Origin of the sequence: Ensifer sp. 22521 (assembly GCF_052044795.1) — a bacterium.
Taxonomy (GTDB): Bacteria; Pseudomonadota; Alphaproteobacteria; order Rhizobiales; family Rhizobiaceae; genus Ensifer.
Map to the genome: position 1 here is coordinate 215,969 of NZ_JBQENM010000011.1, position 14,052 is coordinate 230,020.

The following is a 14,052-nucleotide window of genomic DNA, read 5'->3' on the forward strand; positions in this document are numbered from 1 at the left end:
CCTACTTCATCATGGCAGCGACATGCTCGGCATGTTGCTGGTGGCCCTGAAACAGCTTAAGGCCGGTCTCCAGCAGATCCTTGAGTTCGGCATTCTTCGCTGACGGGATCAGCAGGGTTTCGAGCGCGCCGTTGACCTGCTTGTGGTAGGCAACCTCGTTGGCGACATAGGCCTTGTCGAAGTCGGTGCCGCTCAGTTTCGCCAGCTTTTCGCGCTCTTCCGTTGCTGCCTTCGTGAGTGCGCGGCTGGTGTCGTTGTCTTCGGGCTTCACCTTGAGCTTCTTGACGAGATCGAGGGCCTGCTTGTTCACCGCCTCGTGGTCGCGCAGCATGTCGTTGGCGAAGGCGATGACATCCTTGTCCTTGGAGATTTTCAGGGCTTGCTTGGCCGCCTCGATATCGATGGCGCCGGCGGTGTAGGCAATATGGGCGATCTGCGGATCGCTGATCGTGCTCCCTGCCGCAAGGCTGGCGCCACTGATGAGGCAGGCGAGGGCGAAGGCGGAGGTCAGGCGGGCATACATTTGGGTACTCCTCTCCGGCAGAGCGTTGCCGCCGGTCTCGGTGGATGACACCCATTGGATGCGCGCCACGGACTAAGGTTCCCGAAAATTCACCCGACGAGCCCGAGCCGGCTCATGACGGCCGCCGTCAGCCTTTCGCAACGGCGACCGGCGAAGGGGAAGGCATTCATCAGCACAGGTCCGATCTTGCGGTCGATATGCTGGCGCAGGAGCTGGCGGGCGCGGTGCAGGCGGCTTCTGACCGTTTCCGGCTTGATGCCAAGCAGGGCGGCGGTTTCCTCGACGCTCATGGCCTCTATGACGCGGGCGGTAAAGACCAGGCGAAACGCTTCCGGCAGCGCGTCTGTCGCCTCTTCCACCAGACGCAGTATCTGCCGTTGGGCAAGGGCGCGTTCCGGATCCTCCGAGCTTGCCGCGTTGGGAAACGGCACGATGTGGGCACTCGCCGGCTCGGTTAACAGTGGAACCTCCCGCCGGGTGGACGATTTGCGCAGACGTCCGAGCGCCTCGTTGAGCACCACGCGATGAAGCCAGGTGGCGAGGCTGGCATCACCGCGAAACGTTTCCAAGTGTTCGAAGGCGCGAAGATAGGCCTCCTGCACCACATCCTCGGCGATGCTGTCGTTGCGGACCACGGCGCGTGCGATGCGGAAGAGCCGCTGATTGTGCCGGCGCATGATGGAGCGGAACGCCTCGGGATCATTGGCGATGGCGCGCTGGACGAGATCGTAGTCCGTCAAACGATCCGGCTCGAGCGTGACTCGTGTTGTTTGTAAGAGAACATCCTTCATCATCCACCTCCAAACCACCGTTTGATGCGGATCCGGCAAAATCGTTCCCAATCGGTTGAAGGAAAGAATACCCGCCGCTGAGGGGGACGGATACTGAAAACGAGCGCCCGCTGTTTTCGGCACCTGCCGCGTGTAGTTCCGCCGGGTGAGGGCGAAGAATTCGGGCACTTTTGCCAGCGAAAGTTGGGGGCAAAACCGCGCTTCGCGCGGAGGTACGCGTCGACGATATTTTTTTTATTGGCAAGGGAACTGTGGTTCCCGCTGGCGAGTTGGTGAAGCGGCGACCTGCGTGTGGAGGGGCGCACACCGAGGTCGCATCTTCGGACCAGGAGAGACGACTATGAAGCATCAATCGATTGAACAATTGCAAGCGCTCGCCGAAATCCGTCCCGCTCCCGTCATGACGAGAACGGAACGGCTCCAACGTTGGGCCGAACTCTTGGAAAGCAATCCCGATCGCCGGCTGGGCACGCTTTCCGGTACCGAACGTGCGACCGCTGCCGTTCGGCAAGCCATGCAGGTCAACGGTTCCCCCATGACCGTCGCATTCGAGGATCCGCAATTGCGGCTCGTGGGCCTTGCCGATGACAGCTACGGCGAAGCAAAACGGTTCTTTGAAATATCGGACCACCAACTGCACGACATCGTCTGCGATTGCAATTTCGGCAGCTCGGTACGTGCTGCCTATGCCGCCCGGCGGGTTCGCTCGGCCATCGGCCTCTGGCCGCGACTGAAGGCGCTCTTTAGCTGAGCTAGATCGGCCTCACCCCAGGGAAGCCAGGGCGCCAGCCGGAAGCTTCCCTCACCTCCCGTCTTTAATGCCGGCGACAGGACATGATCGTCGGAGGGGGTCGGTTGCGGTGAAATCGGGCAGCCAGTTATGGCGACCTTCGACCACCGGATTTGGCGCGAAACCGATCGAGTTGTCGATTGAATATGATAAAATGCTACCATAAGCTGTCCCTGTCCAATGACGGGGGCGCTCATGCGATATCTTGATGATGACGTCGTAAATCTCCGCCGTGCCGATGGCAGTCAAGGGCAGTATTACTGGGGCGACCGCTGCAACGTGCTCTCGACCGAAGGCAGTCGTATGCATGTCGAAATCCTCGGCGCACGCGGAAAAATCGACGAAGGCTTCATCCGGGCCGAGACCAGGCTGCGCGACACGGGCTTGCTGCGGCTGTCGATGGTGGACGTGCAGCAGGGTGATGGTCTCATCCTGGAGACCCCTGAAGGCAAGGTGATTTTCATCGATGGCGGTGACAACCAGCTCTTTGCCCGTCACGCCAACGCCCGCTTCCCGAATACGAGCGACACCGATCCACTGGTGGTCGATCTGATCCTGATCACCCATGGGGATGCCGACCATTTCGAGGGGTTGGTGGAACTGCGTAAGTCGGAGGCCGACAGCCGCCCGAGCAAGCGGATCTTCATCGCGCCGAGGCGGGTTTATCACAACGGTATCGTCAAACGGCCGAGCGAAGACGGCAATCAGAAACGGCGCAAGGATACTGAGCTGCTCGGGCAGACCGTAGCGGTGGACGAGCGTGTATTCATCGTCGGCCTCGTCGACGACCAGGCGGCCGTGCCGCGCGAAGAGAGGAATCGTCCCTTCAACAAATGGGTCGACACGCTTGCCGCCTGGGAGGGGCGGGTGCAGACGGTTACCGGCAACGGCATCGAGCGTCGACGGATCGACCACCTTTCCGCCGGCGCCTTCGACTTTCTTCAGGATGAATCGATCGCCGTCGATATTCTCGGGCCAATCGTCGAGACTGTCGGCGGCCAGCCTGCGTTGCGCTTTCTGCGGTCGCCGCCCGATGACGCCAACTTGATGCTCGGCACCGTGGCGGCGAGCGGCCAGGGTGCCTATTCGGCGTCGCACACGATCAACGGCCACTCCATCAATTTTCGGCTGCGGTTCGGCAATGTGCGGTTCATGTTCACCGGGGACATGAACCAGGAAGCAAGCCAGCGCCTGCGCGAGGCCTTGCCGTCGGCCGCCCTGCGATCGGAAATCCTCAAAGCGCCTCATCATGGCTCTGCCGATTTCGACATGGAATTTCTCAAGGAAATCGGCGCCGTCGTTTCGCTGATTTCATCGGGAGATGAGAGTGAAGCCAAGGAATACATCCACCCCCGCGCGACGCTGATGGCGGCGCTTGGGAAAGCTGCGCGCACCACGCCGGCGATCATTTTCTGCACGGAGCTGGCCGCATTCTTCAAAACGCTGGGTTACGTGCAGGATCCGGCTGACGCCAGCAAGAAAGTCTTCGCGTTCGAGCGCACGAATTTCGGGATTTCGCATGTGCGGACCGACGGCGAGCGGGTCCTCGCCTTTACCCATTCCGGCAAGAGGTTCATGAACGAGGCCTATCGCTTCAACGTATCGCCCACGGGCGATGTCGTTTTCGAAAAGAGCGTCGTCAAACGATCGGCGCCCGCGGCGCCGTAGACCGATCGTGCCTCTTTTCAAGGTGCGCTCGGATTGGGTAACTCACGTCAGGTGCGACCCGGCGCGCAACGGACTATGTTATGATGCCTGCACATCCGCTTTGATGGAGGTATCCATGGGCGTGACCTTTCCGAACGAAAGCCCCAACTACCGCGATGCGCGCAACAGGTTGTTGCAACGGGAGGCAGCACTCAGGCGCGAAATGGAAAGCGTCGCCGCGGAAATCCGTGCACTCCCGCCGGGCGGGCGTGTGCTCGAGGATTATGAGTTCGACCATATTGATGAGACGGGCTCTGCGGCCAAGGTTCGGCTCTCCGAGCTGTTTCGACCGGGCACCAACACCCTGATCCTCTATCACTACATGTTTCCGCGCCACCGCTCCGATAGGCGCGCCGGACCGCGGAGCGGCCCGATGGCAGGTTGTGCTCTGGAGGATGGGCCGTGCCCCTCCTGTACCGCCCTGCTCGACAATTGGGAGGGCGCTGTGCGGCATGTCGAAGGCTTCGGCGTCAACATCGCCGCCGTCGCGAAGGCGCCGATCGAAAGGGTTTCCGCCTTCGCTGCCGACCGCGGCTGGCGGGATTTGAAGCTGCTTTCGGCCGCCAACAACAGCTTCAAGCGCGACTATCACGGTGAGAGCGAGGATGGGCAGCAGGTGCCGATCCTGACCATATTCCACAAGGATGACGACGGGCTGATCAGTCTGAGTTGGGCTTCCGAACTGTTGTTCGAGCCAGCCGATCCCGGGCAGGATCCGCGGCATCTCGGCACTGTCGAACCGATGTGGACCCTGCTCGACCTGACACCAGGCGGTCGGCCCGACGTCAACGAACAATTCGATGCCGAAACCTATCGGGCGGAGATGGACGAACGGCACACCTAGCCCGAGGGAGTATATCGCTGCCTTCCCGACTTGCAGCATCATCCATTCAACGCCGGTGTCGCGCGGCTCGCCGGGGGTGGAGGGATGCAGTCGCGGGAGGAGAATTTCATGACATTGGCAGCAGTAACCCGGGCGCTGAGCGCGACCTCGGTCCTGGCGATCATGGTTTGCGCAGCGCAGCCGGTTTGGGCGGCGCCGGATCTGATCGTGCTGAACGGCGACGTGCGCACGGTCGATCAGAGTACGCCCAAGGCTCAGGCCTTCGCGGTCGAGAACGGCACGTTCACTGCGATCGGCAGCAATGACGAGATCAAGGGGCTGGCCGACGCCGAAACAAAGGTGATTGACGCCGGCGGCAAGACCGTCACCCCGGGCTTCATCGACGGCCATACGCATCTCACGTCCGGCATGGACATGGTGACCGGTGTGGATCTCTCCTACATTCCGGACAAGAAGACCTGGCTCGAAAAGATCAAGGAAGCCGATGCGCGCCTGCCCAAGGGCGTCTGGCTGATGGGCGGCGGTTGGGATTACACGCTCGGCGAAGGCAAGCTGCCGACCAAGGAGGATCTCGATGCCGTGGTGCCGGATCGCGTCGTCATCCTGCGCGACATCGATTTCCATTCCTACTGGGTCAATTCCAAGGCGCTCGAAGTGGGCGGCGTGACTGCGACGTCCAAGGTCGAGGAGGGCGGCGAGGTCGTGCTCAACGACAAGGGCGAGCCGAGCGGCATTCTGCTCGAGAGCGCCGGCGACCTCGTCGAGAAACATCGGCCGGCGGTCGCCGATGCGGAACGGCGCGAGGCCCTGCTGCAGACGATGAAATTTGCTAACAGCCTCGGGATCACCGGCGTCAACGACATGTCCGATCTCGCCGCCGTGCACGACTATGCCGCGATTCTTGCCGAAAAGAAGATGCCACTTCGCGTCTGGTACGGCTTCTTCGAGGGTGACCCGAAGAAGATCGCCGCCGCCGTGAAGGATCGCGACGAGGTCGACAAGGTCGCCGCGGATTCCGGCGAGCAGGAGAAGAAGGGGCCGATGCTGAAGCTCGGTTACACCAAGTCGGTGATCGACGGCGTACTCTCGACGCGTACCGCCTACATGCATGAGGACTATTCCGACCAGCATGGCTGGAAGGGCAAGCCGTTCGAAACCAAGGAGCAGCTCGCAGCCGCGATCAAGGCCTCCAACGAAAACGGCTTCCCGACGGCGGTGCATGCGATCGGCGACGGTGGCGTCAGCCTCGTACTCGATGCCTTCGCCGAGGCGTCGGTTCCGCGACCGCAGCCGAACCGCATCGAACATATTGAGGTCGTCGAGACCAAGGACATCCAGCGCTTCAAGGAGCTGGGCGTCGTTGCCTCGATGCAGCCGAACCATGCGACCGGCACGATCGGCAAATACATCACCGAGCGGATCGGCACCGAACGCGAGCCGCGGGCCTATGTCTGGCATTCGATGCTCGACGCCGGTGTGCCGCTGGTGTTCGGCTCGGACTGGCCGACATCGCCTTTGAGCCCGCTCACCCAGATCAACGACGCCGTCTTCCGCGAAAGCCCGTTCGGTCTCGGCGACGGACCGTGGCATCCCGAGCAGGCGGTCAGCTTCGATCAGGCGCTGCACGGTCTCACCCAGGCGGGGGCGGACATGACGCCCTGGGGCGGGCAGATCGGCTCGATCAGCGTCGGCAAATGGGCGGATTTCGTGGTGATCGACGGCACGCTGCCGGATCCGCTCGATCGTTCCATCCGGGAGCGCAAGGTTGAGGCGACCTATCTCGCCGGAAGCGAGGTCTATCGCCAGCCGTAAGTCTGGAGCGGAAGGACCCATTGCCATTGTCGATCGCCTACGGGCACCGGCAACTGCCTGTCTTCCGGTAATCTAGATCACTATCGGCCGGTGCCTGTGGCGCCGGCCGATTTGGCATGAACGGTGCCGCTTCATGCTGTGTTTTGAGGGAACCTGCCTTCCTTCCGGCAAAGCCGCATCCCCCCTTTCTGATCCGATTACAGGCTCCCCCGAAAACGAGTTTTCGGGGCCTTTCGGTGTCGATTACGGATCTTTTCACGCAGTCGCGTGCTTATGGCGTGTTGCTCCATAATATTGATTTTAAATCATAAATCGTCTCTTGTTTCGCTTCGCAACCAAAATTCAGCACTCGCAAATATAATTCCTATTGCGTGATCTGAGATCACACTATACGTTCCAAAAAATGTCGGAGGACGGACGTGGTTGCGGCATCGCCATGCTGCGGCGAGCGCTCGACTTCGTCGGGAGGAAACATGAAAAACACCACGATATCCGATGACTGTGCGGTCGATATCCGCGCCGTACGCAAAGCCTACGGGGCGGGGGAGAGCGCCTTCGTCGCGCTCGACAACGCAACCGTCTCGGTTCGAGAAAACGAGTTCTTCACGCTTCTCGGTCCATCCGGCTGCGGCAAGACGACGTTGCTGCGCATGATCGCCGGTTTCGACTATCCGACGAGCGGCGAAATCCTGCTCAATGGTTCGGATATCACCAGCCTGCCGCCATTCCAGCGGCCGGTAAACACCGTCTTCCAGAACTATGCGCTGTTTCCGCATATGACGGTGGCCGAGAACGTGGCTTTCGGCCTGGAAGCGCTCGGCAAGCCCCGCACCGAGGTCAAGGCGCGGGTGGCGGAAATGCTGCGGCTCGTGCAGTTGGAGCACCTGGCCGGGCGCCGCACAAACCAGATGTCGGGCGGCCAGCAGCAGCGTGTCGCGCTGGCAAGGGCGCTGGCGCCGCAGCCGAAGGTGCTGCTGCTCGACGAGCCGCTATCGGCGCTGGACTACAAGCTGCGCAAGGAGATGCAGTCCGAGTTGAAGCGGTTGCAGTACGAGACCGGCATCACCTTCATCTTTGTCACCCACGACCAGGAGGAGGCGCTGACCATGTCCGATCGCATCGCGGTGATGTCGGCCGGTCGCATCCTGCAGATCGGCACCCCGCGCGAGATCTACAACAGGCCGGCGGATCGCTTCGTCGCAAGCTTCATCGGCGAGACGAACTTCCTCACCGGAGCGCTTCACGGCGTCGCCAACGGTAAGGCAAAGGTTACGTTGAAATCCGGCCAATCGGTCGTCGTCAACGCTGCGTCGGACGCGCCGGCATCCGGCGACGTGACCTTCATCGTCCGGCCCGAGCACGCCAGCGTCGTCGAAGGCTCAGGTGATCTTAGGGGCATAGTCGAGAAGGTCGTTTATTTCGGCACCGATACGCATCTCCATCTGCGCCTGAGTGGTGGAGAAGCCTTTACGGTGCGGCAACAGAACGGTTCCGTTTCAGGCAGCGCTGTCGAGGCGGGCCAAGCGGTGGCCGTGGCGATTGCCGAGGGAGCAGCACAGGTCGTGAGGGCTTGAGACCCATGACCAGCGCCAACGATCTCACGACGAAACTGGAAGCCGTCGACGCGCGCAGACGCTGGCTTCTTGCCTCGCCCGCATTGCTGACGATCTTTCTCGCGGCCATCGGCCCGCTGTTCATCGTGCTCGCCTATTCGTTCCTGACGCCGGGCGATTACGGCGACGTCAAATGGCAGTTCTCACCCGACGCCTGGATCGGCGTGTTCTTCGAGCGCGACATCTTCGATGACACGTTGTCGCTCGCGACCGCTCATGTCGATATCTTCTGGCGCTCGGTGAAGCTCGCCTTGATCACGACGGTGGCAACGCTCTTCTTCGGCTTTCCGACCGCCTATTTCATGGCGACGCGCAACGAGCGAAGCCGCGATCTCTGGCAGTTCCTGATCACCATTCCGTTCTGGACCAACCTTCTGATCCGGACGCTCGCGATCCTGCAGATCATCCGCAACGAAGGCATCCTGAATACGGTTCTGATCAAGCTCGGCATGATCCAGGAACCCATCCAGATCCTCTTCACCGACACGGCCATCCTGATCGGCATGGTCTATGTCTACCTGCCGCTGATGGTGCTGCCGATCTATGCCAGCCTCGAGCGGCTCGATTTCCGCCTGGTCGAAGCGGGCTACGATCTCTACGCCACACGCTGGCGCGTGTTGCGCAAGATCATCCTGCCGCTCGCCAAGCCGGGCATCATCGCCGGCTCGATCCTCGTCTTCATCCCGGCGATCGGCGCCTTCGTTTCGCCGAGCGTTCTCGGCGGCGGCAAGAACATGATGTTCTCCAACCTGATCGAACTGCAGTTCGGCCAGGGGCGGAACTGGCCGCTCGGCTCGGCGCTTTCGATTACCGTGATGATCATCGTGATGGCGGCGCTGCTCGTCTACGTGCGCAATAACTCGGCGAAGGATGAACGCCATGCGTAAGGGCTTTTCCGTCCGCCATCAGCCCGGCTTCACGGCCATTGCAATCGCCTGCTTTGCGCTGCTCTACCTGCCGGTCGTCACCTTGGTGGTCTACGCCTTCAACAGCGCGCCTTCGGTGGCGGCCTGGGGTGGCTTCTCGCTGCACTGGTTTGAGGTCGCCCTGACGAACAGCGACGTCATCGACGCGTCGGTCCGCTCCTTCCAGATCGCGACTGTCGCGGCGACTTTGGCCACCGTCTTCGCCACCATGGCGGCGCTGGCGACGACGCGGACGCGGCGCTACCGGGGTCAGACCTTCATCTATGCCTTCATCAACCAGCCTCTGATGGTTCCGGAAATCGTCACGGCGGTTGCGTTGCTCATCATCGTCGCGCAACTGAAGGCCGTCACCGGCTATTCCGGGCTCGGCTACCTGATCGCCGCACATACGGCGTTCTGCATCCCCTTTGCCTATCTGCCGATCCGTGCCCGGCTCGAGAACATGGATCTGAGCCTCGAGCGGGCGGCGGCCGATCTCTACGCCAAGCCGCTCTACACGTTCCGCCGGGTGACGCTGCCCCTGCTCTGGCCGGGCATCCTCGGCGCCTTCATGCTCGCCTTCGTGCTCTCGCTCGACGACGTCGTCATCACCGAATTCGTGAAGTCCGGCGGCCAGGACACGCTGCCCACCTACATGCTCGGCCAGATCCGCCGCGGCATCACGCCTGAAATGAATGCGATTTCGACGGCCTTCCTGCTGCTGTCGGTCGTCATCGTCACGCTGTTTTTCGTCGTCAGCCGAAAACGCACCTGATCAAAATGGGAGGAACCAAATGATACGTGCAAACCGCATGACCCTTCTGCTTGCCGCACTCATCGCCTCGACGGGCATTGCGCATGCCGAAGGCGAACTGAACATCTACAACTGGGGCAACTACACCAGCCCGGAGATGGTCAAGAAGTTCGAGCAGGCGTTCGACGTCAAGGTCACCGTCACCGACTATGACTCGAGTGACACCGCGCTTGCCAAGGCAAGGCAGGGCGGCTCCGGCTATGACGTCGTCGTCGTCAACCAGGTCTATGTGCCGATCTGGGTGAAGGAAGGGCTCTTGATGGAGCTCGACCCAGGCCAGATGGAGAACTTCAAGAACGTTGCGCCCGAATGGGTGAATGCCGACTTCGACCCCGGCCGTAAATATACGGTTCCGTGGGCCGTCGGCACCACCGGCGTCGTGGTCAATGGTGACGCCTACAAGGGCGATGCCGACAGCTGGAGCATCGTCTTCAATCCGCCGGAAGAACTGAAGGGCAAGGTCAATGTCGTGCCGGAGCTGAACGACGTGATGGCTGCCGCCATCCAGTATGTCGGCGGCGAACAGTGCACGGCCGACAAGGCGGTGCTGAAGAAGGTCCGCGATCTGCTTGTCAATGCCAAGGCGGACTGGATCGCCATGGAATACAACACCATCGAGAAAATGGCGGCCGGCGACTTCAAGGCCACCCTTGCCTGGAACGGCGCCGGCTTCCGCGCGCGGATGAAAAACCCGGCGATCAGCTTCCACTACCCCAGGGAAGGCTACGGTGTCTGGAGTGACAACGCGGCGGTGCTGAAGGACGCCAAAAACGTCGACAACGCCAAGCTGTTCATCAACTTCGTCATGGATCCCGAGAACGCCGCGATGAACTCGGCCTTCCATGGCTATGCCAACGGCATCGCAGGCTCCGAAAAGTTCATGCCCGACACCATGAAGAACGCGCCGGAAATCGTGATCCCGGCGGAGCGCCGGGAAGGTGGGCAATTGCAGCGCCTCTGCTCGCCGGAGGCGCAGGACCTCTACAAGCGGATCTGGACCGATCTTCGCAAGTAGGCGCGCTTCAGCCTCTGATTTCAGTGCCGGCGGCCCTGTCGCCGGCGCTGCTCGCCAGCGCCGCCATCGCTCCCGCCTGACGGTTCGTCCGGTGCAGGTGCCGTGCGCTGCGTCGATCCATTCAAGAAAGGACATATCCATGACCGGCAAGACCGCGTTCAGCGAAAGATACGGCTTCCGCCGCGACCAGGTAACGCTCGCCAATTGGCGCACGGCGCCCTTCAGCCGTTGGGCGTTCCAGAACGTCGGCGAGCTGGTGCCGAGCGCCCCGGTCGTGGCCGCCTCTACCGCTCCCACGCAAGAGCTGCGTGATTTGTCGTGGCTGCTTTCGGAGACGGTGTCGCTGCCAAGTGGCGAGAAGCGGATCGGCGACTTTCTTGACGGCTCCTATGCGGACGCGCTGACGATCATGAAGGGCGGCAAATTCATCGGCGACTGGGTGGCGCCGACCATGAACTTCGGCGAGAAGCACATCGCCTTTTCCATCAGCAAGTCGATGGTCGCGATCGTTGCCGGCGTCCTTGAGGACGAGGGCCTGCTTGACCCGAACGCACCCGTTTTCGACTACCTTCCGGAAACCGCGGGCTCGGCCTATGCGGATGCCACCGTCCGGCATGTGCTGGACATGACGGTCAGCCTCGATATCGAGGAAGCCTATCTCGATCCGGAAAGCGCTTTCGGGCGCTACAGGCGCGCGATGCTCTGGAACCCTGGTGGCGGCGACGAGGGGCTGTTCGAATTCCTCTGCACGCTGAAGCGGCTGCCGACACCGCATGGCGAGGTTTTCCGCTATCGCTCGCCCAACACCGACCTGCTCGGCATCCTGCTCGAGCGCGTGTCCGGCAGGCGCATCGCCGATCTGATGCGGGAAAAGCTTTGGACGCCGCTTGGCACCACCGGCGAAATCGCGATCACGGTCGATCGCGAGGGAACCAGTCGCGCTTCGGCTGGAATATCCCTGACGCCACGGGATCTTGCGCGCGTCGGCGAGATGATGCGCAACGGCGGTATGGCGCGCGGTCGGCGCGTCGTTTCGGAAAGCTGGGTCGAAGACACGCTCACCAAGGGCAGCCATGAGGCGTGGCAACGCAGCGATTTTGCGCCGCTGTTCCCGAAGGGGCGCTACCGCAACAAATGGTATCAGACCGGCGAGGGCAGCTTCTGCGGCATCGGCATCCATGGCCAATGGCTCTTCGTTGATCCCAAAAACGAACTGGTCGTTGTCAGAATGTCGTGCCAGCCGGATCCGGTGATGGAGGCATTTGACTACGACAACATCGCGTTCATGAAGGCTTTGGGAAAGCTGCTCTGACGCGCCTCGAGCATCCGGAAGGTCTTGCGCTGATGTCGCGGAATCTCCTACCAAGATAAACTCTCTCTTTTAGCGCTGCGCTCCCAATGCAGCCCCAGGTTTCGAGCATGGCGACGAAGAAGACACCAAAAATCACCAGCATCGAAACACCGGTTCCGATGTATGAGCAGGTCTATCAGCAAATCGTGCAGGCGTTGATGGCCGGGCATTTCGAACCGGGCCAGAAGCTCACCTATCGCAAGGTTGCCGAGCAGTTCGGGACGAGCCCGATGCCGGTGCGCACCGCCTTTCAGCGGCTCCAGGCATTGAAGGGCCTCGAACTTCTGCCGAACGGCAGCGTCGAGGTGCCGCTCTTGACCGTCAAATCCTTCATCAGCCTGACGGAGGCGCGCATCGCCATCGAAGGCACGGCAACGGAACTCGCGGCAAGCCGCCTCAACGGCAACAACCTGCGCACGGTGCGCCACCACTGCAATCAGCGCACTGCAGCGGCGAAGGCGGGTGACATCGACCGCTATCTGCAGGCCAATTTCGACTTCAAGTTCTCGATCTACCGCCACTGCGGCAACGAGCACCTGATCTACATCATCGAAATGCTCTGGCTCCAGGCGGGACCGTTCCTGCGCAAGCTCGTCGAGGGTACGCCGTTTACCGCGACCGAAGTGCTGGACGTCGATTTTCACGACAAGATCGTAGCGGCCCTCGAGGCGAAAGACCCGCAGCGGGCACGCGAGGCCGTTGCCCACGATATCCGCGATGCCGCAGACTACATGCTCAAATACGCGAAGTTCCTCTCGGACGAAGACGTACGGACGGCCACATAACGGACTGGGTTTCGTTCGCGCCTGCCCTAGCTTAGTGCATGAAAATGCATGATAATCGCGCTGCACTTGGATCTTTATCAAGGTAAGGGCGGGCCTTGCATGGCTTTGGACTCGTTGGATGTGAGGCTGCTGCGCATCTACGTCACGATCGTGGAGGCGGGCGGCTTTGCGGCCGCGCAGGGAGAGCTCAATCTCTCGCTCTCGACGATTTCCAACCATATCTCCGCGCTGGAGAGCCGGCTCGGCCTAACGCTCTGCCAGCGCGGCCGGTCCGGCTTTCGCCTCACGGAAGAAGGGCGCGCCGTCTACGAGGAGGCCAAGCGCCTCTTCGGCTCGATCGACCAGTTCGACATCCGCATGAAGGGGTTGCAGCACCAGTTGAATGGCACGCTTTGCGTCGGCCTCATCGACAACACGCTGTCTGACCCGTCTTCCCGTCTCAACCGCGTCTTTGCCCGGATGACGGACGAGGCACCGGAAGTGGCGCTTTCGATCGTCACGCGGCCGCCGCATGAACTGCTGCGCGATGTGATAACAGGAGAGCTCCACATCGCGATCGCCAGTTTTCCGCGCACGACGTTGGGGCTGGAATATGTCGATCTCTACGAAGAGACCCAGCGCTTCTATTGCGGCGCCGAGCATCCGCTGTTTTCCCGTGACGACAGCGAGATCGAGGTGGACGATATCCGGCCCTACAATCTGATCGGCCGCTCCTATTGGAACGCCCGTGACCTGAAGATCTTTTCGATCGCCAATCCGCGCGCGACGGTCAGCGACATGGAAGCGGAGGCGCGGCTTATCCTTTCCGGTCGCTACCTCGGTTTTCTGCCCGACCATTTCGCCAGCCGTTATGTGAACGAGGGTTTGCTGCGGCCGATCCGCCCGGATCTCTTCAGTTACAAGGCGCCGTTCCAGGCGGCCTTCGACAAGACGCGTGCAAAGTCGGGTCTGATTCCGTTTTTCGTGAAGCTGCTCGTGAGCGAATTCGGCGTTTCGCAGGTTGGGAAAAGTGCGTCGCGCCTGCGTGCAGGTCGATAAGCCCTTCAATCCTGACCGGCCCAGTGCCAGCTCGCGAAAACAAAGGCAGGGCCGGTATCTCGGC

The 14,052-nt window shown here is 61.5% G+C and carries 13 protein-coding genes; 11 read left to right on the forward strand and 2 right to left on the reverse strand.

Going from position 1 to position 14,052, the window contains the following annotated elements:
- Position 1: 1 nt before the first annotated feature.
- Complete coding sequence (locus ACTJKE_RS19145; RefSeq protein WP_058329978.1) at positions 2-523, reverse strand: DUF4142 domain-containing protein; 522 nt, start codon at positions 521-523, stop codon at positions 2-4.
- Positions 524-612: 89 nt separating this feature from the next.
- Positions 613-1,314 carry an RNA polymerase sigma factor gene (locus tag ACTJKE_RS19150; protein ID WP_058329977.1) on the reverse strand — a complete coding sequence of 234 codons (702 nt, stop codon included), beginning with the start codon at positions 1,312-1,314 and terminating at the stop codon, positions 613-615.
- Between the two features lie 340 nt (positions 1,315-1,654).
- On the opposite strand from ACTJKE_RS19150, the gene ACTJKE_RS19155 reads away from it, so the two are divergent.
- The 11 genes from ACTJKE_RS19155 to ACTJKE_RS19205 all read left to right on the forward strand — a co-directional run bounded on the left by ACTJKE_RS19155 (position 1,655) and on the right by ACTJKE_RS19205 (position 13,988).
- Complete coding sequence (locus tag ACTJKE_RS19155; RefSeq protein WP_057255380.1) at positions 1,655-2,065, forward strand: hypothetical protein; 411 nt, start codon at positions 1,655-1,657, stop codon at positions 2,063-2,065.
- 234 nt (positions 2,066-2,299) lie between these two features.
- The gene (locus tag ACTJKE_RS19160) at positions 2,300-3,772 is read left to right on the forward strand and encodes a ComEC/Rec2 family competence protein (protein WP_440692111.1); all 1,473 of its coding nucleotides are present in this window, start codon (positions 2,300-2,302) and stop codon (positions 3,770-3,772) included.
- A gap of 115 nt (positions 3,773-3,887) precedes the next feature.
- Complete coding sequence (locus ACTJKE_RS19165; protein ID WP_440692113.1) at positions 3,888-4,655, forward strand: DUF899 family protein; 768 nt, start codon at positions 3,888-3,890, stop codon at positions 4,653-4,655.
- Between the two features lie 108 nt (positions 4,656-4,763).
- Entirely contained in the window at positions 4,764-6,467 is a 1,704-nt protein-coding gene (locus tag ACTJKE_RS19170; RefSeq protein WP_058329974.1) for an amidohydrolase, read from the forward strand.
- 473 nt (positions 6,468-6,940) lie between these two features.
- The gene (locus tag ACTJKE_RS19175) at positions 6,941-8,041 is read left to right on the forward strand and encodes an ABC transporter ATP-binding protein (protein ID WP_058329973.1); all 1,101 of its coding nucleotides are present in this window, start codon (positions 6,941-6,943) and stop codon (positions 8,039-8,041) included.
- A 5-nt stretch (positions 8,042-8,046) separates the two neighbouring features.
- Complete coding sequence (locus ACTJKE_RS19180; RefSeq protein ID WP_440635941.1) at positions 8,047-8,967, forward strand: ABC transporter permease; 921 nt, start codon at positions 8,047-8,049, stop codon at positions 8,965-8,967.
- Positions 8,960-9,760 (forward strand): ABC transporter permease, encoded by an 801-nt coding sequence (locus ACTJKE_RS19185; protein WP_058330137.1) that lies wholly within the window; start codon positions 8,960-8,962, stop codon positions 9,758-9,760. The genes ACTJKE_RS19180 and ACTJKE_RS19185 overlap by 8 nt, the downstream gene beginning before the upstream one ends.
- 19 nt (positions 9,761-9,779) lie before the next feature.
- Positions 9,780-10,814: an extracellular solute-binding protein gene (locus ACTJKE_RS19190; RefSeq protein WP_058329971.1), complete on the forward strand. Its 1,035-nt coding sequence runs from the start codon at positions 9,780-9,782 to the stop codon at positions 10,812-10,814.
- 139 nt (positions 10,815-10,953) lie between these two features.
- Positions 10,954-12,126, forward strand: a complete 1,173-nt coding sequence (locus ACTJKE_RS19195; RefSeq protein WP_440692115.1) for a serine hydrolase domain-containing protein — start codon at positions 10,954-10,956, stop codon at positions 12,124-12,126.
- Between the two features lie 107 nt (positions 12,127-12,233).
- Positions 12,234-12,950: a GntR family transcriptional regulator gene (locus ACTJKE_RS19200; protein ID WP_113512201.1), complete on the forward strand. Its 717-nt coding sequence runs from the start codon at positions 12,234-12,236 to the stop codon at positions 12,948-12,950.
- A 99-nt stretch (positions 12,951-13,049) separates the two neighbouring features.
- On the forward strand, positions 13,050-13,988 hold the full coding sequence (locus ACTJKE_RS19205; RefSeq protein ID WP_058330135.1) for a LysR family transcriptional regulator: 939 nt from the start codon (positions 13,050-13,052) through the stop codon (positions 13,986-13,988).
- The last annotated feature ends 64 nt before the right edge of the window (positions 13,989-14,052 follow it).

Excerpts from the sequence above, each read along its gene's own strand:
- ACTJKE_RS19155 (WP_057255380.1), top strand. The coding sequence starts at position 1,655 with ATGAAGCATCAATCGATTGAACAATTGCAAGCGCTCGCCGAAATCCGT.
- ACTJKE_RS19195 (WP_440692115.1), top strand. The coding sequence starts at position 10,954 with ATGACCGGCAAGACCGCGTTCAGCGAAAGATACGGCTTCCGCCGCGAC.
- ACTJKE_RS19150 (WP_058329977.1), bottom strand. The coding sequence starts at position 1,314 with ATGAAGGATGTTCTCTTACAAACAACACGAGTCACGCTCGAGCCGGAT.
- ACTJKE_RS19205 (WP_058330135.1), top strand. The coding sequence starts at position 13,050 with ATGGCTTTGGACTCGTTGGATGTGAGGCTGCTGCGCATCTACGTCACG.
- ACTJKE_RS19185 (WP_058330137.1), top strand. The coding sequence starts at position 8,960 with ATGCGTAAGGGCTTTTCCGTCCGCCATCAGCCCGGCTTCACGGCCATT.
- ACTJKE_RS19145 (WP_058329978.1), bottom strand. The coding sequence starts at position 523 with ATGTATGCCCGCCTGACCTCCGCCTTCGCCCTCGCCTGCCTCATCAGT.
- ACTJKE_RS19160 (WP_440692111.1), top strand. The coding sequence starts at position 2,300 with ATGCGATATCTTGATGATGACGTCGTAAATCTCCGCCGTGCCGATGGC.
- ACTJKE_RS19200 (WP_113512201.1), top strand. The coding sequence starts at position 12,234 with ATGGCGACGAAGAAGACACCAAAAATCACCAGCATCGAAACACCGGTT.
- ACTJKE_RS19180 (WP_440635941.1), top strand. The coding sequence starts at position 8,047 with ATGACCAGCGCCAACGATCTCACGACGAAACTGGAAGCCGTCGACGCG.
- ACTJKE_RS19165 (WP_440692113.1), top strand. The coding sequence starts at position 3,888 with ATGGGCGTGACCTTTCCGAACGAAAGCCCCAACTACCGCGATGCGCGC.
- ACTJKE_RS19175 (WP_058329973.1), top strand. The coding sequence starts at position 6,941 with ATGAAAAACACCACGATATCCGATGACTGTGCGGTCGATATCCGCGCC.
- ACTJKE_RS19190 (WP_058329971.1), top strand. The coding sequence starts at position 9,780 with ATGATACGTGCAAACCGCATGACCCTTCTGCTTGCCGCACTCATCGCC.
- ACTJKE_RS19170 (WP_058329974.1), top strand. The coding sequence starts at position 4,764 with ATGACATTGGCAGCAGTAACCCGGGCGCTGAGCGCGACCTCGGTCCTG.